The 18,564-nt window shown below is 41.9% G+C and carries 17 protein-coding genes; 9 read left to right on the top strand and 8 right to left on the bottom strand.

Annotation, left to right across the window (positions count from 1 at the left end; all coding sequences use genetic code 11):
• The first annotated feature begins 11 nt into the window (after window positions 1-11).
• Window positions 12-1,001 (top strand): ABC transporter substrate-binding protein, encoded by a 990-nt coding sequence (locus KHA99_RS12770; RefSeq protein ID WP_213117813.1) that lies wholly within the window; start codon window positions 12-14, stop codon window positions 999-1,001.
• 221 nt (window positions 1,002-1,222) lie between these two features.
• Here KHA99_RS12770 and rodA read toward each other — a convergent pair whose 3' ends face one another.
• Together rodA and KHA99_RS12760 are read right to left on the bottom strand one after the other, a co-directional pair.
• The gene (gene rodA / locus KHA99_RS12765) at window positions 1,223-2,392 is read right to left on the bottom strand and encodes a rod shape-determining protein RodA (protein ID WP_284036269.1); all 1,170 of its coding nucleotides are present in this window, start codon (window positions 2,390-2,392) and stop codon (window positions 1,223-1,225) included.
• A 102-nt stretch (window positions 2,393-2,494) separates the two neighbouring features.
• Window positions 2,495-3,253, bottom strand: coding sequence for a DUF4931 domain-containing protein (locus KHA99_RS12760; protein ID WP_213117812.1), 759 nt, complete (start codon window positions 3,251-3,253; stop codon window positions 2,495-2,497).
• Between the two features lie 196 nt (window positions 3,254-3,449).
• Between KHA99_RS12760 and KHA99_RS12755 the strand changes: the two genes are divergently transcribed.
• Window positions 3,450-4,232, top strand: a complete 783-nt coding sequence (locus tag KHA99_RS12755) for an undecaprenyl-diphosphate phosphatase (protein WP_213117811.1) — start codon at window positions 3,450-3,452, stop codon at window positions 4,230-4,232.
• Window positions 4,233-4,268: 36 nt separating this feature from the next.
• Here the strand turns inward: KHA99_RS12755 and KHA99_RS12750 are convergent, their stop codons facing one another.
• A complete protein-coding gene (locus KHA99_RS12750) occupies window positions 4,269-4,931 on the bottom strand; it encodes an FMN-dependent NADH-azoreductase (protein WP_213117810.1) in 663 nt (220 codons plus the stop codon).
• A 236-nt stretch (window positions 4,932-5,167) separates the two neighbouring features.
• On the opposite strand from KHA99_RS12750, the gene KHA99_RS12745 reads away from it, so the two are divergent.
• The 5 genes from KHA99_RS12745 to KHA99_RS12725 all read left to right on the top strand — a co-directional run bounded on the left by KHA99_RS12745 (window position 5,168) and on the right by KHA99_RS12725 (window position 9,601).
• Complete coding sequence (locus KHA99_RS12745; RefSeq protein WP_213117809.1) at window positions 5,168-6,112, top strand: helix-turn-helix transcriptional regulator; 945 nt, start codon at window positions 5,168-5,170, stop codon at window positions 6,110-6,112.
• A complete protein-coding gene (locus tag KHA99_RS12740) occupies window positions 6,109-6,978 on the top strand; it encodes an ABC transporter substrate-binding protein (protein WP_213117808.1) in 870 nt (289 codons plus the stop codon). Before KHA99_RS12745 ends, KHA99_RS12740 begins: the two co-directional genes overlap by 4 nt.
• 62 nt (window positions 6,979-7,040) lie before the next feature.
• A complete protein-coding gene (locus tag KHA99_RS12735) occupies window positions 7,041-7,739 on the top strand; it encodes an ABC transporter permease (RefSeq protein WP_213117807.1) in 699 nt (232 codons plus the stop codon).
• A complete protein-coding gene (locus tag KHA99_RS12730) occupies window positions 7,736-8,479 on the top strand; it encodes an ABC transporter ATP-binding protein (protein WP_213117806.1) in 744 nt (247 codons plus the stop codon). The genes KHA99_RS12735 and KHA99_RS12730 overlap by 4 nt, the downstream gene beginning before the upstream one ends.
• Before the next feature lie 363 nt (window positions 8,480-8,842).
• Window positions 8,843-9,601 (top strand): (S)-benzoin forming benzil reductase, encoded by a 759-nt coding sequence (locus KHA99_RS12725; protein WP_213117805.1) that lies wholly within the window; start codon window positions 8,843-8,845, stop codon window positions 9,599-9,601.
• 39 nt (window positions 9,602-9,640) lie between these two features.
• Here the strand turns inward: KHA99_RS12725 and KHA99_RS12720 are convergent, their stop codons facing one another.
• The 5 genes from KHA99_RS12720 to KHA99_RS12700 all read right to left on the bottom strand — a co-directional run bounded on the left by KHA99_RS12720 (window position 9,641) and on the right by KHA99_RS12700 (window position 16,772).
• Window positions 9,641-11,014: a HAMP domain-containing sensor histidine kinase gene (locus KHA99_RS12720; RefSeq protein WP_213117804.1), complete on the bottom strand. Its 1,374-nt coding sequence runs from the start codon at window positions 11,012-11,014 to the stop codon at window positions 9,641-9,643.
• Window positions 10,992-11,702 carry a response regulator transcription factor gene (locus tag KHA99_RS12715; protein WP_213117803.1) on the bottom strand — a complete coding sequence of 237 codons (711 nt, stop codon included), beginning with the start codon at window positions 11,700-11,702 and terminating at the stop codon, window positions 10,992-10,994. The genes KHA99_RS12720 and KHA99_RS12715 overlap by 23 nt, the downstream gene beginning before the upstream one ends.
• 362 nt (window positions 11,703-12,064) lie before the next feature.
• A complete protein-coding gene (gene ltrA / locus KHA99_RS12710) occupies window positions 12,065-13,366 on the bottom strand; it encodes a group II intron reverse transcriptase/maturase (RefSeq protein WP_213116059.1) in 1,302 nt (433 codons plus the stop codon).
• Window positions 13,367-13,936: 570 nt separating this feature from the next.
• On the bottom strand, window positions 13,937-15,931 hold the full coding sequence (locus KHA99_RS12705; protein WP_213117802.1) for a galactosyltransferase-related protein: 1,995 nt from the start codon (window positions 15,929-15,931) through the stop codon (window positions 13,937-13,939).
• A gap of 40 nt (window positions 15,932-15,971) precedes the next feature.
• Window positions 15,972-16,772 (bottom strand): UTP--glucose-1-phosphate uridylyltransferase, encoded by an 801-nt coding sequence (locus tag KHA99_RS12700; RefSeq protein ID WP_213117801.1) that lies wholly within the window; start codon window positions 16,770-16,772, stop codon window positions 15,972-15,974.
• A 285-nt stretch (window positions 16,773-17,057) separates the two neighbouring features.
• On the opposite strand from KHA99_RS12700, the gene KHA99_RS12695 reads away from it, so the two are divergent.
• Both KHA99_RS12695 and KHA99_RS12690 read left to right on the top strand, forming a co-directional pair.
• Complete coding sequence (locus KHA99_RS12695; protein WP_213117800.1) at window positions 17,058-17,507, top strand: ATP-binding protein; 450 nt, start codon at window positions 17,058-17,060, stop codon at window positions 17,505-17,507.
• A gap of 11 nt (window positions 17,508-17,518) precedes the next feature.
• Window positions 17,519-18,448: an ROK family protein gene (locus tag KHA99_RS12690; RefSeq protein ID WP_307852054.1), complete on the top strand. Its 930-nt coding sequence runs from the start codon at window positions 17,519-17,521 to the stop codon at window positions 18,446-18,448.
• Window positions 18,449-18,564 lie beyond the last annotated feature (116 nt).

Raw genomic sequence — 18,564 nt, 5'->3', positions numbered from 1 at the left:
TACATACCTTTATGAAAGCTTTAAAATCATTTTTAACTCTCTTTTCCGTCATGGCTGTTTTCTTATTAGCAGCTTGCGGCGGAAATACAGAAAAATCAACAGAGAAAAAAGAAACTGGAAAAACTGCTGAAAAGTCGTATACAGTTGATCATGCGATGGGCTCTACAACAATTAAGGGGACACCTAAACGCGTGGTGGTTTTGACAAACGAAGGAACTGAAGCATTATTAGCTTTAGGCATTAAACCAGCCGGCGCGGTTCAATCATGGCTTGGTGACCCATGGTATGATCATATTAAAAAAGACATGAATGGCGTAGAAGTTGTTGGAACTGAAAGCGAAGTTAATGTTGAAAAAATCGCTGCTTTGAAGCCGGATTTAATTATCGGGAACAAGCTGCGTCAGGAAGCGGTTTATAACCAGTTAAGCGCCATCGCTCCGACGGTTTTTTCAGAAACATTACGGGGAGACTGGAAGGAAAACTTTAAATTATATGCAAAAGCTGTCAATCAAGAAGAAAAAGGCAACAAGGTGTTAAGCGATTTCGATAATAAAGTTGCATCATTAAAGGAAAAACTCGGTGACAAAGTAAATCAGGAGGTTTCAGTCGTCCGCTTTATGGCTGGAAAATCCCGAATCTATTATACAGATTCCTTCTCTGGGGTGATTTTTAACGAGTTAGGATTTAAGCGTGCTTCCCAGCAGGCAGAGCTATTTACACCTTCTAATAAACTTGGCAACCTGGCTGTCGAAGTTGGCAAGGAAGTGATTCCGAAAATGGACGCGGACGTTCTTTTCTACTTCACTTACGCTCCTAACGGCGACCAGACTGCTTTAAATACTGCTAAGGAATGGACAACGGACCCGCTTTGGAAAAACTTAAATGTTGTTAAAAACGGCAATGACCATGAGGTTAGCGATGCTGTTTGGAACACTGCCGGCGGGGTTATTGCGGCAAACTTGATGCTCGATGATCTTGAAAAAATCATGCTTAAGAAATAGTTTTTTTTAAAACTTCCTATATACAATTCACATTGAAAGAGCAGGGCAAGACAATAGCCCTGCTCTTTCTCCTTTGGAGACATATTTAGAGGGTATCCGCCGAAATATAGGAGTTATTCGCCAAGTTCAGGGGGATATCCGCCGATTTTCAAATATAATCCGCCAACCCCCATATTGACAGAAAAAAAAGAGCGGAACCATGTCGCTCTTTTTCAAACCAGTTATGCCGTTGTCGAAAACATATACTTTTTATAATGATACCTAATGGAAAAAATCAATCCCAGCCCCAGCATGTTCCCCATCAACGCGCTTCCCCCGTAACTGATGAACGGGAGCGGAATACCGGTGATTGGCAGGACGCCGATGGTCATGCCGATGTTTTGGAAGACATGGAAGGTAATCATGCTGATGACACCAACACAAATATAGGTATAAAAATGATTCTTTGTTTCCATTCCGACCTTTGTAATATGGTAAATAAGCAAAAAGAATAAACTAATCAGCACACTTGCGCCAATAAAGCCGAATTCTTCGCCGACAACACTGAAAATAAAGTCAGTATGGCTTTCCGGCAAATATACTTCCCGGTGGCCATAGCCTTTCCCTCCAGTTTGCCCAGAGCCAATCGCCATTAACGATTTGGTTAGCTGATAACCGGCTGAGCTTTGGAAATTATAAGGGTCAAGCCATGAATAAATCCGGCCGAACTGATACTGTTTAACACCTAGATATTTTTCCAGCAAATCAGGCTTCCATAAAACAAAATAGAGAATTGTTGATGCAAGCACGATTCCGGCTGAGAAAATGGGCACAAGCAGTTTCCAAGAAATGCCCGAGATAAAGATCATCCCTAATAAAATGGCCAGAAATACGAGCGAGGTTCCTAAGTCTGGCTGCTGCATCACTAAGAGCAGCGGCACCATCGTCACAAGACCAAGCTTCACCAACAGCCAGAAATCGGTCTGCAATGTTTTGACAGGATTTTTATGGTGATGGTCATCAATCACCCGCGCCAGTGCCAAAATGATAAAAATCTTTACAAACTCAGAAGGCTGCAAAGAACCCATGCCAGGAACCTTATACCAGCTTTTCGCCCCGTTGATCAAAGGAGCAATGCTGGTCGGAGCAACAATTAAAAAGCCGAGCAAAAAGATCCCGAAGCCGTAAGCGTACCAGGTTAATTTGCGGAGCTGATCGGAATCCAGCGTCATCACCGCCGCGACAATCCCGCCGCCAACCGCATACCAGACAATTTGCTTCAGCAGAAAGTTTTCCTTATATTGACCGCTCGCCTGCGCACTATATATCGACACACAGCTAGCCAAAAACAACAATAATACTATCAAAACAAGACTGTAATCAATCTTGGAGGTTGTGTTCTTTGAAGTCACGAAGAAGTCCCACCTTAAAAAAAGACTTGTACATTCCTCCATTATATTTTTAATGAACACAAATCACAACTTTCAAACCGTGTTTGGGTGAATTTACATATTCTAAAAATAAATTCGCTTCAGCTCGTCCGCCATCCAATTCAGATTGTTCGGCACCTGTGGAAGACCGTAGCCAATATAGAGCGGCGTCGTTATAAACCTAGGTACAACCTTGGCGTAAATTTTCCCATCAAGATGATGGAAGAAAATATTATAGCTCGTCGCCTTAAAGGGAAAATGATGAAGAATATAATCGGCAGCCATTTGCATGTATTCCGCAAAGCGCTCTTGATAGCCGAACTCCGGCATTTCCATATTAAACTCGTAAAAACCAACACGCGGCTTTGTGGAAAGCGTAAATCGGACTCCATTTTCTTCAGCAATCACAATGCCATCAAACATTTCAGGCTCGACTTTTTCTTTATAGTCAAGATCATTCAGTCCAATAATTTGCATATGCGGATGGGCCAGGGTGCCTCCAGATAACGGACCATGATTTTTGAAAAAAATAACCGACTTAAAGCCTCCGCTTTCTTCCATTTCCAGCCAATGCTTCAATCCAAACCTAATCAATCTATGTAAATGCTCTTTTGAATAGGTGGATAGTTCCGCATGACAATCGTCCGTTTCAATTAACACGGTTTGATAGGCATTTTCCAATACGGGATATTTATTTTTCAAGAGAATAATCGGACCATCAACCTCAATCAGGTCGGTAAGCTCTTCTCTGGCGCAAAATGGACAAGCCTGCTCTTTATTACGATAATTTTCCGGCTTTTTGACCCCTATGGAAGTATTAAAATAAAGATGTTTATTTTCCAACCCGATTCTCCTCTCAGGAAAGCTATACTTTTATATTATGGGAGAATGCAGTACCTTTGCACCTATTTTGTCTTTTAGGAGATAATTTGTTTTTCATAACTGTAAAAACACAGATGATTTTCATGAATAAGTAAAAATACGCATATGAATGGAATGTACAGGCTTAGCCAAAAAAAAATGAACTGAGAGGGAATGTATGTTAACAAAACTTGAAGCACTTATCCTCGGAATTATTCAAGGGCTGACGGAATTTCTGCCGATTTCAAGTACCGGCCATCTTTATTTAGGTAGAAATTTGTTTGGACTGCAGGAAGCAGGCCTTTTGCTTGATACAATGCTGCATGTTGGAACATTGCTGGCTGTGTTCGTCTTTTATAAGGATGAATTTATTAAAATCCTCAAGAAACCGTTTAGTAAATTAACGTTTTTGCTTATTGTCGGAACGATTCCGGCAGTGATCTTCGGACTGGCCTTTAAAGATTATATTGATGAAATTTCTAAAACAGGCGTAACGATTGGCTGGGAGTTTTTAATTACAGGTTTATTCCTGTGGCTGGCCGATTCGGCGAAAAACGGCCATAAGAGGATGGACGACATCAGCTATAAGGATGCTTTTATCATCGGCACGTTCCAGGCGATAGCGATTATGCCGGCCATTTCGCGTTCGGGAATGACAATTGTGGCGGCGCTTTGGCGTAAATTGGACCGGGAAACAGCAGCCTATTTTTCCTTCCTGTTGTCAACACCGGCGATTGCCGGGGCGATTGTTCTGCAAACAAAGGATTTGTTTGGCGGCAGCGCTGAGGAAATTTCACTGTCTGCCTTACTCGTCGGAATTGTCTCTTCTGCCTTCTTCGGCTATATTGCGGTCCGATGGATGATCGGCTATTTGAAAAAGCATTCCTTGAAGCCATTTGCAGTGTACGTTTGGGCGCTGGGATTAATCGTCCTGTTCTTTCAGTTTACCGGGAAATTCTAAAAAACACGGCTCGCATTCCGGTGCGAGCCGTGTTTTTTAGATGGTAACAGTTGCTTTCGCCATTTCTCTGGCCGCATCTGCCGCTTTTTCCTTTGCCGCTGCCATGATTTCCGGGATTTGTTTTGGGTAATGGTCCAGCCCTTCTGCGTAGACGGTGTCCATTAATTCAAAGCCAAGGAATTCAAGCGCCTTTCTTAAATAGCGGTCACCCATTTCAAATTCGACCATTGGGCCGGTTGAATAAATGCCGCCGCGGGTTTGGATATGAAGTGCCTTCCTTCCTGTCAGCAATCCTTTCGGACCTGCTTCCGTGTTCGTAAAGGTTTTTCCGTGAAGAAACATACAATCCATAAACGATTTTAAAATCGGCGGTGCGCCGAGATTCCAAATTGGCGTCACGAACACATAGTAATCGGCCGCAATAAATCGCTCGGCCAGCGCATGCATTTTTTCAAGCTTCGTCCGCTCGTCTTCAGACAACTGGTCCTTCGTATACCCCATAAAAGAAAGCTTAGCCCGGCCATATAATAAATCCATGTCTATTTCCGGGATATCCATGCTGTAAAGGTGCATATGCTCAATTTCAACATCTGGCTGTATTTTCTTGAATTCTTCAAGAAACACTTCCCCGATCTGTGCCCCCTTTGAAAGCTTTGAATCTATTTTCGGATTGGCGGTTATATATAAAAGCTTGGACATTCAAATCCCTTCCCTTTTTCAAAAATTAATCTCCTTCTATTAATAGTACAACAAACTTTATATCCTCACTATTGAACAATAGGTGAAGTTTGTGAACGTATTATGAATTCTGATTAAAACCATGAACGATTCATGACATTTCTAAACAAAACTTAATAAAACCTTACAAAACTTAACAAAAGTCACATTCAGTATGATATGATTTTTTTAAAATAATGGCAAAAGGAGGGATTGTTATGGAGGAAAAGGCCTATACTCCCGATGAGGTCGCCCAGATTTTTCAAATTTCCAAGCACACCGTTTATGAGCTTATCAAACGCGGAGAGCTCCAGGCCTTCAAAATAGGAAATAAAATGAGAATTGAACATGCCGAACTGGAAAGATATAAAGAAAACATGAAAGCTCCAACAAAGAAACCGGCTGCAGAACAGGCTTCACCCGTTTACCATCATACAGTACCAATTCGTTTGTCCGGCAGCCACGACTTTTTGGTCGAGCATTTTTCCAAACAGGCGGCGGGGGCCCTAAGCCTACAAATCCAGCCTTCCTATATCGGAAGTTTGGAAGGGTTGATGCTCTTGTATCGTGGACAATCTGATATTGCCGCCATCCATCTATTAGACCCGACATCACAAGAATATAATCTGCCATTTATCCATCAGTTATTTATTTATGAGTCGATTTTGGTGATGAGATTGGCTGCACGAGAACAAGGATTTATTGTTGCCAAAGGGAATCCAAAAGGGATACAGGATTTCCACGACCTGACCAGAAAAGACGTGCATTTTATTAACAGGCAAAAAGGGGCAGGAACACGATTTTTACTAGATTCTAAACTATCAAGCTATGGAATCGATCCTAGTAAAATTTTTGGCTATGGGAACGAAGAATGGAACCACCTATCTGCCGCCTCCTACATAAGCCGGGGAATTGTCGATGTCGCCTTTGGCATTCAGTCCGCTGCCATTCAGTTAGGGCTTGATTTTGTACCGGTTGCAAAGGAAAATTTCGACCTTGTTTTTCGCTTCACAAAAGAGAACAAACAAAGCTTGGCGGAACTCATTCGCTTTCTGCAATCAGACAGTTTCAAAAACAGCTTAACCAATCTCGAAGGTTATGATGTTTCAGATTTAGGAAAAATCATCTATCAAACAACTACATCGGAGGAACTAATTTTATGAGAAAAAATCGTTTATTGATTACTCTATTTGCTTTTATGCTTTTAATTTTATCAGCGTGCGGCAATTCCGATACGAAAACAAATGCTGCTCCTAAAGAAAAGAAGGCAGCAGAGAAACCAGCTCCAACGGAAATGATTCTAGCAACCACTACCAGCACACAGGACAGCGGCCTGCTGGATGTTATCATTCCAATGTTTGAAAAAGAAAATAACGTAAAAGTGAAAACAATTGCCGTTGGTACAGGACAAGCCCTTGAAATGGGAACAAAAGGTGAAGCAGATGCCCTGTTAGTTCACGCTCCCGCAGCCGAAAAAGCGGTAGTCGACGCTGGCGATGCCATCAACTACAAACGCGTTATGTACAATGATTTTGTTTTAGTAGGGCCGAAGGAAAACCCAGCCGATGTTAGCGGCCAGGACATTAAAGCAGCCTTCAAAAAGATTGCTGATACGAAAGGTGTTTTCATTTCACGCGGTGACGACTCTGGTACACACAAAAAAGAACTAAGCATCTGGCAGGCAGATACGATCAAGCCAGAAGGAGAATGGTACGTGTCCACTGGTCAAGGAATGGGACAAACCCTTCAGGTTGCGGCTGAGAAAAAAGGCTATGTATTAACAGACCGCGCAACATGGCTTGCCCAGGAGAAAAATCTAAACACGCTTAAAATCGTCGTTGAAGGCGGACAAGATTTAATGAACATTTACCATGTCATGCAGGTTAATCCTGAAAAACATAATATGGTCAACAGCAAAGACGCAGAAAAGTTTGTTAAATTTATGGTAGATAAGAAGACTCAAGAAGTCATTGAAAACTTTGGCAAGAAAGAATACGGACAATCATTATTTATTAGCTATACAGAATAAAATTTTACTTAGCTGAAGGCCGCCCTTTAATTGGACGGCCTTCCCGGCACCAGGAGGTACTTATGGAACTGCTAATCGATGGACTGAAGAAAGCGATAGAGATGATATTTACCGGTAATCCCGAGGTTTTTGCGATTACATGGCTGACTCTAAAAGTTTGTCTCATTGCCATTCTGATTAGCACCCTCATTGGTTTGCCGCTTGGGATCCTGCTTGGGTTGTCGCGATTCCGCGGACGCCGGTTTTTATTATTATTCATCAATATGGGCATGGGCCTGCCCCCGGTTGTTGCGGGTCTGTGGATAACGATGTTTTTATGGCGTTCCGGTCCGCTTGGTGAGTGGAGACTTCTATATTCGCCGACTGCCATTGTGATGGCCCAAGTACTAGTCTCATTGCCGATCGTGACAAGCTTGACAAGTTCAGCCTTCCAGCAAATTAACGAAAAAATGTTACTACAGATTAAGGCCCTTGGCGCTACTAGGTTGCAAACATTAATGATTCTCGTCAAGCAGTCGAAAATTGCGATTGTGGCTGCAATTATGGCGGGATTTGGCCGTGTCATTGCCGAGGTGGGGGCCGCGATGATGGTCGGCGGGAATATCCAGGGAGATACCCGCATCCTAACGACCACCATCGTGATGGAGGTTTCAAAAGGTAACTTCGATATTGCATTGGCTTTGTCGTTTATCCTGTTATCCCTTGCCCTGATGATTACAGCGGCGTTAACCTTTTTACAGCAAAGGAGGCGTTTCTCATGACACCGTTAATTGAAATGAAAAATATCACTTATCGTGCGGGCAACCGCAGCATCCTAAACATTCCGGAATTTCAGATTGAAAGCGGCGAATTTCTGGGGATTATGGGCCCGAACGGTGCGGGAAAAAGCACTTTGCTAAAGCTGATTGCTTTTTTGGAGAAGCCTTCGGGTGGTGAAATTCTTTACCGCGGTGAGACAATTCCCTCTGGCAACGCTCCTCTTGAGTTGCGGCGGAAATTTTCAATTGCCCTGCAGCAGTCGTTACTATTAGATGGTACTGTTTTTTATAATATTGCAATTGGTTTAACGTTAAGAAAGGTTCCTAAAAGTGAAATTAAGGAAAAAGTTACTCGCTGGCTGGAATTGTTTGGGATTAGTCATTTGGCGAAAAAAAATGCCCTCTATTTATCTGGCGGCGAGGCACAACGAGTCAATTTGGCGCGAGCGATGATTGTCGAGCCGGAAATCCTGTTTCTTGATGAGCCATTTTCAGCATTAGATTTTCCTACGAAAATCAAACTCATGGAAGATTTTAAGGAGATTATTTCCACAACCGGGACAACTGCTGTGTTTGTGAGCCATGATTTGATGGAAATTCATTATCTGACAAACCGGCTGGCAATTATCGTTGGCGGCGAAGTAAAGCAATCCGGACCTACCCCTCGGGTCCTTGAACATCCCAATTCTTCCACCCAGTCCTTCCTAAACGAGTGGAAGAAGTTCTATCCGATTGCACGTTAGTATTTTTGCAGTTTTCCTTTATGGGAGGCTGCTTTTTTTTATTTGTCGGGCTTAACTGATGGGGGTGGGAAATTATGATTCGCCAATAGGAAGGCGTAATTCGCCAATAGAACCCTTCAAAACGCCAATTGAACGTTAAAATTCGCCAATAGAGTGCTTAGATTCGCCAATAGACTTAAGATTCGCCGATAGATTGATATAATCCGCCGATAAACTGCTTCAATTCGCCGATAGAAACCAAAAATTCGCCGATTGCCCCCTTAGATCCGCCGATAGAACTTATTTTTCCCAAGCCTCTTCCTTGAATTAAACCTTTTACAAACATAAAATAATGAAAGGATGAAAAATAAGGGGGATTTTCTCATGAAATATGCGATTGTTACTGGTGCATCGAAGGGATTGGGCGAGGCCATTACGAAGCGCCTTTTCGAAGAACAAATGGCCGTAATATCGGTGTCCCGAACTGAAAATGAGGAACTAAAAAAGCTTGCTGCTGAAAAAGGCGTAAATTATAGACACTTTTCCTGCAATCTTTCCTTGGATAAAGAAATCCAGGAAGTCTTTATGGAAGTTGCCCATGTTATCTTTAAAGGAGAGCCTGAAGAGATTCTTCTTTTCAACAACGCAGGTGTGATTGAGCCGATACATACGGTTGGCAGCCTGGACCAAACCCCGACTATTCGGAACATCAAGGTGAATTTAATTGCCCCAATCTTGATTACCAATCTATTTTTAAATAAAGCCCAGCATACAAACACTACCATTCAGGTCATCAATGTGACTTCGGGTGCTGCTGTCCACCCGATCGAGGGCTGGAGTGTGTATTGCAGCTCAAAAGCCGGGTTAAATATGTTTACGCAAACAGCGGCTCTTGAGCAGTGGGAATTAGGAACCAATCATAAAATTTTCGCATTTAGCCCCGGGGTCATGGATACAAAGATGCAAGAAACGATCCGCTCTTCATCCCAAGATGCCTTTAAAGATCTCGAAAAATTCATCGAGTTTAAGGAAAAAAATGTCCTATTAAAAGCGGATGTAGTGGCTGGAGCACTAGTAGACCTCGTCTTAAGCGGAACTGTTGAAAGCGGGAAGGTTTACCATATTAACGATTTACTTAAATAAAGAAGGGCCGCAGCGACATGTTGCGGCCCTTTCTTTACACTAATCTTCCCGCGGAAACCACAACGTCATAGTTGTTCCTTTTCCAAGCCTGCTTTTCACCTTGATCATCCCTTTATGAGTGTCCATTAAGGCTTTCACAACGGAAAGTCCAATACCCGCTCCACCTGTTTTTCGGTCCCGGGACTTATCTCCGCGATAGAAACGTTCGAAAATGTGCGGAATGTCTTCCTCCGCCATGCCGGAGCCTTCATCCTGTATCCTAAAGCCGACGTAGCCATCGCGGTCCGTTGACACCGAAATGGTCACATTTTTTCCTTCCGGCGTGTACTTCAAAGCATTGTTAAGAACATTAGAGAGAATTTGCATCAGGCGATCCTTGTCTGCTTCAAAAATCTCCTCCTGCTCAGGCTCTTCAATATGTAGCTGAACTCCTTTTTCCTTAAAAATCGGCATAAACATTTCCCATAAGGCCGCCAGCACACTGCCGGCATCGAGCTCTATTTTTTCGAGCTTCATTTGCGGGTTTTCTGCAGCGAGCAATTTTTCCAGCTCGTTCACAAGCCTAACCAAACGCATCAGCTCCTCGTGACTGGCCTGCAGACGCTGCTGGGTTGGCTCCCAAACTCCATCTTGAAAAGCCTCGATTTGACTTCGCAGCGTGGCAAGAGGGGTTCGGAGCTCGTGGGCCAAGTCCCCCGTAAACTGTTTCCGCAGCATTTCCTCCTTTGCCAGCGATTCTGCCAGATTATTAAAGGAAATGGCCAGCTGCTTGACCTCGGTTGGAAGCCCCTTTAATGGGATGCGGATATTGAGGTTGTGCTGCTGCAACTCATCGGCCGCAAACGAGAGCTTTTTCAAACCAGAAGTTAATTTTTTTGAAAAAAGCATGCTGAAGACAATCGCTAAAACGACTGTCAAGCATACGGCGGCATATATGTATAACTGGATAGTTTGGATAAATGTATACTCGTCATCAATTAAGCCCTCCGGATAAATGGCGACGAGTTTTCCGATCATGGTGTTGTCGACCTTAAGTGTATAATTTTTCGAATGCCATTCCTCACCGCTTGGCTCCGGTTCGGTCAGGCCGAGACTGTTTAGCATGCTGCGGATATTGGAGGAGTCCATCTGGATTTGTCCGTAGCGGTCATACAGCTGAAAATAAAGCTGGTCACCCATCGCATATTCGTGCAGCATCGCAAACACCGGGTCCCTTGTAAAATGGCCATTTTGCCGAAAATCCTTTTCAATTTCGTTTATCACCCTATCAATCTTTTTTTCGCGATTCCGATCCAAGTAACTATTAAAACTCTCTTCAAAACCGTACTGAATAAAAAAGCTGACGATCAATATACCGATCATCGAAATCAAAAGCAGGTAAAAGAGAATTTTAGACCGGAGCGTTTGCAGCATCGGGAACCCCTCCAAATTTGTAGCCCATGCCAAAAACAGTCATGATGAACTCCGGCTGCCGTGAGTCGGTCTCGATTTTTTTGCGCAGGTTTTTGATATGGGTATCAACACTGCGCTCATATCCTTCATAATACATGCCTTCATCCTGAATTTTTTCGAGCAAATCCATACGGCTGTATACCCGGCCGGGATTGCCCGCCATATTGGTTAACAGCTTGTATTCAATGGGGGTAAGCGTAATATATTGTCCGTTAACGGTTACTTCCTTTTTCTCTAAATCTATCGCCAGTTTCTTTCTGTTAAATTCAACGCGGTCCACCTTTTCGGTCTTTTTGACGCGCCGTAAAATGGCCTGAACACGGACAACGACTTCGCGCGGGCTGAACGGTTTCGTTAAATAATCATCAGCGCCCATGACGATGCCGTTAATTCGGTCGTCTTCAGCTGACTTGGCCGTCAGCATCAGAATCGGTACATCGGATTCCTTGCGGACAAGCCGGCAAACCTCTTCACCTGATATGTCGGGAAGCATCAGGTCTAATATTATTAAATCAGGCTGAAGGGTTTTGGCCTTTTTCAGAGCATCTATTCCATTATCTGCACTATGAATTTCATAGCCTTCTCTTTCAAGGTAAGCTTCGAGAACTTCTATGATTCTACGTTCATCGTCGACTAATAATATTTTCATTATTATCACTCCCCATATCCTTAATATATCATCTTGGGTCTGTGATTTTTGTAACTTCACAAAATCATCATAAGTTCTTCATAACATCTTCAATCTTTCCCGCTAAAATAAGAACATCTAAGAAGAAGGGATGCTCGACGGACCCCCAAGTTATCGAAGCAATCCCCTCTTCGGAATGGTAGTTGGTCTTTATGGCCTCTTACTCATCCCAAAACACCTCTCTTAAGTAGAGTAAGAAACTGATTTCAGAGGGATAGCCTTTCGGCTATCTCTTTTACTTTCAGTTCCTCCTCATCAAACCGTACGTGAAGTTTTCCCTCATACGGCTTTCCGACGTTCTTCTTTCTTTGGCTTTACGGAGACTAACTAGCCAATTTCACTAATAAATGACCAATTTCTTTTCGTACGTCTATTAAATTCCCATGTTTCATACGACTATTTCTTTTCTTGTTATAGAATAATGTTAGGCGTTCTAACACATACCAATCAATCCGATTAAGCCATTTCTTTGCATTAAGTGATATGAGATAGTAATTTTTGAAACCTTGTAGTTTCTTGTTTAATCCGATCACCAAGTCATGAATATCCATGTACAATTTTGCCCTTGGCTCAGTGTATGCCTTAATTTTTGCACGCATTTTCTTCATTGCGTTCTTTTTCGGGATGTGTGACATCACAAATAATGTGTAACCGCCTTTCCGACGGATTGGAAACTTCCTATTATGAAATCCTAAGAAGTCAAAACCCTCTATATCATCCCAAAGATGAACCAATCTTGATTTATCTCGATTAATTGAAAGGTCCAGTTTTCCCATTATTGCTTGAATAACTTTAATGCTTTTAAGTGCATGTTGTTTAGTGTTGCACATGATGACGAAGTCATCCGCATACCTGACCAGTTCACCTAAATGATTAAATCGCTTCTCCCAAATTTTATCCATTGTGTTTAAATAGATATTCGCTAACAGCGGGGAGATAACACCACCTTGCGGTGTTCCAGAAATCGGATTTCTAATCTTACCTTCTTCCATGATGCCCGCCTTCAGCCACTTACGAATTAGCTTTAGAACTCTGCGGTCACTGATACGTTGTTCGACCAATTTCATCAATTTATCTTGGTTGATGTTATCAAAATATCCTTGGATATCGACGTCTACTACCCAAAAACATTTCTTACTCGCTTTTCGTATCTTTGCCATGGCTTGATGAGCATTACGTTTAGGACGAAAACCAAATGAGCAATCATGAAAGTCAGCCTCAAAAATAGGTTCAATAACCATCTTAGTAGCCATTTGTGCAACTCTATCTTTAATGGTTGGGATTCCTAATGGACGTTTCTTCCCGTCATCCTTTGGTATGTAGGTTCTTAGGACTGGATTGGGATGATATCTGTTCTCTTTCAACTCTAGGTAGAGTTCGTTCAAGAACTTCTTCTCTCCGTATTCCTCGACGATATTTACAATCGATTGTCCATCTACGCCCCCACTGCCTTTCTTTCGTTTCACACGTTGCCAGGCTTCCCATAGGATATCAGGACGATAAATTTTGTCATATAAAGCATGAAATCTACGGCTAGTGTTTTCCTTGGCACAAAGATATAACGTCTTCCAGAGTTCTTGAGCTTTTACTTTATTGGTGTAGTTAGCCATTTTCTTGGCATTCACTGACTCTTACCTCCTTCCAACATATGAACGAAGTAGGGTATTGGCTTTTGCCGTCCTTCCCTAGACAATGTTATGTTGTCATTGTCATCATTGGTACTATGACCCCCTCCGACTCCCTCTCATCCATTCACCACTTCGTTTACACTTATAGGTTTCTGCTTTACTTTCGTATGAAAGTGACGAGGAGGGTATCCCCAGTTCCGTTAATTACTTTCCTAACATGTCGCTCCCCTTACCCCGAGAGATTCCTTGGTGCTGCTTTCCCAAGTTCTTCACACCTTCCATGGTCTTCGCCCATATACTCAAGGCTCGACTTCTCTTTAGCCACCGACGGTGGGTTCCTTTGACGAGACGGCAGGATTCACTTAATGTTACAACCTGTTAGTTTGCTCGCACTCTGCTAGAGAGTTACTTTGTCACAGGGCTTCAACCTTAGAGTTTCTTCACCAGTTGCCTGTCAGCTACTGAGCGTCTTGGTACTTACTCAGATTGGACTTTCACCAATTAGCAATTAACGGCTTGCTGGGCACGCAATATAAAAAGGTGTCCCGACGTCGGGGCACCGATTTTTTATTTGGGAAAGATGTCTTTCCATATTTTTTTATCAAACTCCCAATAATAAAATTTATTGTTGGATTTATACACAATGACACAGCCGTTGTCCTGAAGCTGGGTTCCCATTATAAGCTCATCTACATTCTCCTGCCGGGAAACAGCCCGGCCGTACCATGGGTATCCAGACGCTTCGTTGTCTCTCAGCCAAAATCCAATATTGCCTGTTTTTAATTTACAGACCACCACAAATTGACCTGCATTATTTTGAAAAAATATCGGGGTTCCGACAACACTCTCAGCAAACGTCTCACTTTTATTCCACTTCCCATCCGGGTCCTGCCAATAGTGGGTCAAGAACGAACCCGACCTTACAATAAGCTCGTTGTTTCCAAATTTACTTTTGATTGGAATCGAAATCGAATAATAATTTGGATTATTTTCATACCATGGAAAATCCTTAGTTTTATATTTTTTTGTATGATTATCACTGTTTATATGAAGGATTAGTTTTCTGACAGGATCATCATGATCTCTTATTACCGGGTGGCATAGCCCACCAGTATCGTTATTATTTAGGCAGGAAATCATTTCGTCCAGTGTAAAATAAGGACGATAGCGAATCATCTTTGAGGCAGTCTCATTTGGATAGTTTTTCAACCTGAAGCCAAGTTCCTTTGCCATATTGACAAAAAGGACCTCATCTGTGCCGAAGGAAATCGTTTTGATTAAAGCATTTTTTAACTTTTCCAGCCTTTCCTGTTTCAGTAAAGCTTGAACGAGCGGCCTTGAAATTACCTGACCCACATTAAAAACGCCGTAGAAAGGGGTAACATTAAATAATTTTTTCCAGCGATTGATATCTTTCTTTAATTCTTTTCCAATATACCAGCCGCTTTTTGGAATTCTAAGTTTAACGGCCATATAATCAGTATCTTTCATTTCTTTTTGAACAAATTCCTCATAGCCCTTTCTGATAAATAATGCATCCGAATCAATATTAATAAAATAATCGTACTGTATCCCCTGTTTCTCCAGCCATTCCATTGTTTCCAAAAAATAAATGGTCGTCCATCCCCGCTTTAATTTATGGCTGGAAGGGCAGACAGGAACACCTAACCCCTCACAAAGTTTCGGGTCCTCCCCCCCGTTGTATAAGACAATGGTACTGCTTGGGCAATAGTAGCGAACATTATCAATTAGCTGCTTGACTAACTCTCGGTCTTCATGAACAAGGATGGCAAAACAAATTTTACTGTTGGATGAAGCTGTTGATTCATTTTCACCACTATTTTCATTGTCTATTTTAATAGTTTTATCCTTTTCGAGACGTTCATTAATGATCTCGGCCATTTTCTTAATGTTTCCACTGGCACGTTCATAGCGTCCGAGAAGATTGGCATTCGCTTTTCCGTTTGGGTTTGTTTGATAGCTTGAACTTGGGTGCCATAAATGATAGATTCTTCCTTTAACATTAACAATGTCCCCGCATAGGGTACGGACAGAATGTGAAAAGGCATCATCCTCCCCTCCCCAGCCAATAAACCGTTCATCAAAACCACCGACTGCTTCGAAGTTTGCCCTTGGTATGACAAAGAGTTTACCGGCAAATCCTTGATAAAGCCAATTTGCTTTTGAACAATCTCCGGAGTTTACATCCATCGGCCATTTTGGTTTCGTTTGAAGCAATTTTTTAGTGCCTTGCTTTTCAACATTATATATCTCAGTAAAAGGAACAACCCATGCTGCTTTTTTTAGTACTTTTATAGCTTCCTCAATAAGTGAGGGGGCATAAACGACATCCGCATCTGCTATGACAAAAATATCTTTCGTTGCCTTTTTTGCTGCTAAGTTTATGGCCTTCGCTTTATTAATGTCTCCACTGATGATTCCCAAACATAATTCAGCTTCGGGCATGACCCTGGCATAGTACTTTTTGATCCATTCAAAAGCCTTCGCCCTAGGCCCATTGTCTGTTTGGAATGGTATAATGATAGATACATTTTCTAACAACGACAACGCTCTCCTTTTTTCTCCCGTTTTTCTCCCTTTTTTATCTTTTGCTCATGATTTTCATTAGTTCGACGTATTCCTCTAAAATCCCAATATCGTAGCGATCCCCGGAAATGATTTTTCCATAGATGGATTGTGTGCCAAGCAAGTTTTTAATGGCATCCGTCAGTTGAATTTCCCCATCGACCCCTTCCGTAATATCCTCCAGACATTTAAATATTTCTGGGGTGAAAATATATCTTCCGATAACAGCCATATCAGAAGGAGGGTCTGTTTTAGGTTTCTCCACAATATTCTCAATTTCGATTGGATTTGTTTTATCAGAACATTGAATGACACCATAATTTTTTAAATGTTCTTGTTGGACTTGCTTTAATCCTATAACACTGCTATTTGTCTCCTTATAGACATCAATTAATTGTTTGAGAGCAGGAGTTTCGTCTGATATGACAAAATCATCCGGCAGCAGTACACCAAACGGTTCGTTTCCAATAAATTCTTTGCCAAGCCGAATAGCGTCCCCAAGTCCTCTGGCATACGACTGCCTTGTATAAAAAATTTCTGCATTTGGCAGTTCCAAATGTTTAAGCAAATATTCTTTGTTTTTGCTTCTTAACAAGGTCTCTAACTCCAATGAATGATCAAAATAGTCCATAATCGCGTTTTTTGAATTTGAAGTGACGATTAGTACTTGTTCAATCCCCGATTGAACTGCTTCCTCGACTATATAATGAATCGCCGGTTTAAAACCTACAGGCAACATCTCTTTTGGTATTACTTTTGTGATAGGTAGATTTCGCGTTCCGTACCCCGCAGCAGGAATTATTGCTTTCCTGACCATAACTTTTTCTCACCTTCTTCTGGATTGTTAATAAACAAACGAACTTTTTTCTCCTAAGAGGACATTAGAAGTTTCTTTTATACTTATGTGAATCGATATGGGATGGAAACGGCTTGTATCCATACCCAAGGAGAATATTTCGGTAAATTAAACATAGTTTTTTGTACCTTTCAAATGTATGCTCATTCGCATTCAATAAAATAGAGAACCTGTTGCTTAAGTGATGATGTGTCTGTTCCTGTCATTTTGATTACAGGCAGGAATTTTTTTGGGAGGAGATGAACAGTGAAACTGGGAATAATGTGCGGGATGCCGCTTAGTGGAAAATCAACATACGGCAAAACTCTTCAGAAGCAAGGTTGGGTACGTGTATCTCTCGATGATCTTAGGCTTGCTTTACATGGCCAAGTTTATAAAGCAGAGGCAGAACCTCTCGTGTGGGAAAACGCTGAACTCATGGTCCGGACATTGCTAAAAAGCGGACATGATGTGCTCGTTGATACCACCAACAGAACAAGAGACAGACGAAAAAGATGGAGACGAGTGGCAAAAGAATTTGGCCTGACTTTGGAAATTTTCTATGTAGATACTGATTATAAAACTTGTAAAAACCGAAACAGAATTTTAAAGCGGTTATCAGATGATGTTTTAAAACAAATACACAACGAATTCCAGAAACCGACTTCGGATGAGGGGACTATTAGTCAAATTTCTGGGCTTGATAATCGCAAATAGGAGGATGAAAGGTGAAAGAATATACTAGTTTCGAAATTGACGGGAAGGAAGCTAAAAAATATATCAGTTTTGATGTTGGCGGGACAAAAGTAAAGCATGGGCTATTGTTAGAAGATGGAACCATTCTTTCAAAGGACAGTTACGATACCCATTGCACTAACCTGGACCTATTTTTAAAAGAAATGACAGAAACAATTAACATGTATACCCAAAATCATCAAGTGAGCGGTGTTGCCATTAGCTTACCGGGCTTTATCAATCCGCATACAGGTTACTCAGAAAGCGGTGGCGCGGTCACAGCTCTGGATCACCAGAATCTAAAAAAACTACTGGAAAAAAGAACTTCTCTGCCAATTGAAGTTGAGAATGATGGGAACTGTGTCGCGTTAGCTGAAAAAGTGAGCGGCAACGCAAAGAATTGTACCGATTTTATTTGTATGACCATTGGTACCGGTATTGGCGGCGGTATCTTTGTAAACGGAAGTCTTTTACATGGACACAGCTTTAGGGGCGGCGAAATTGGTTTTATGATTACAAGGGCAGGAAATTATGACATGGACATATTGCATTCCAATGCTTCCACTAATGCCTTAATAAAAGCCTATAAAAAGCTAAAGGGTATTAGTGAGCACCAAAATATTGAAGGAGAAACAGTTTTTCTGGAATCCAGGAAAAATAGTTCGGTACGAAAACTAGTTGATGAGTGGGTTCAACACATAAGTTATGGAATTTTCAATCTAGCCGCAACCTTAAACCCGCAAAAGATTTTAATTGGCGGAGGGGTCATCGCCCAACAAGGATTGATTAGTAAAATCAATCATAAACTTGACCAGCTCCCTTGGTGGAAACGGATTAAGATACCGGTTGAGCGCTGCAAGTATCAAAATGATGCTGGAATGATTGGCGCGATGTACAATTTTATTAAAAAACAAGGGAGCTAGATTGTGAGTAAGCCTCTTAGTTTGGTTGGAATCCGGCTGCGGCCCATGGACTTTATTAATGCTGTGAAGCGCAAATTGAAAAAGGGGGCGACCGCAATATAAGCGGGTCAGCCCCT

This window comes from Neobacillus rhizophilus, from assembly GCF_018343535.1.
GTDB lineage: Bacteria > Bacillota > Bacilli > Bacillales > Cytobacillaceae > Neobacillus > Neobacillus rhizophilus.
This window is presented reverse-complemented; position numbering and strand designations above follow the sequence as displayed.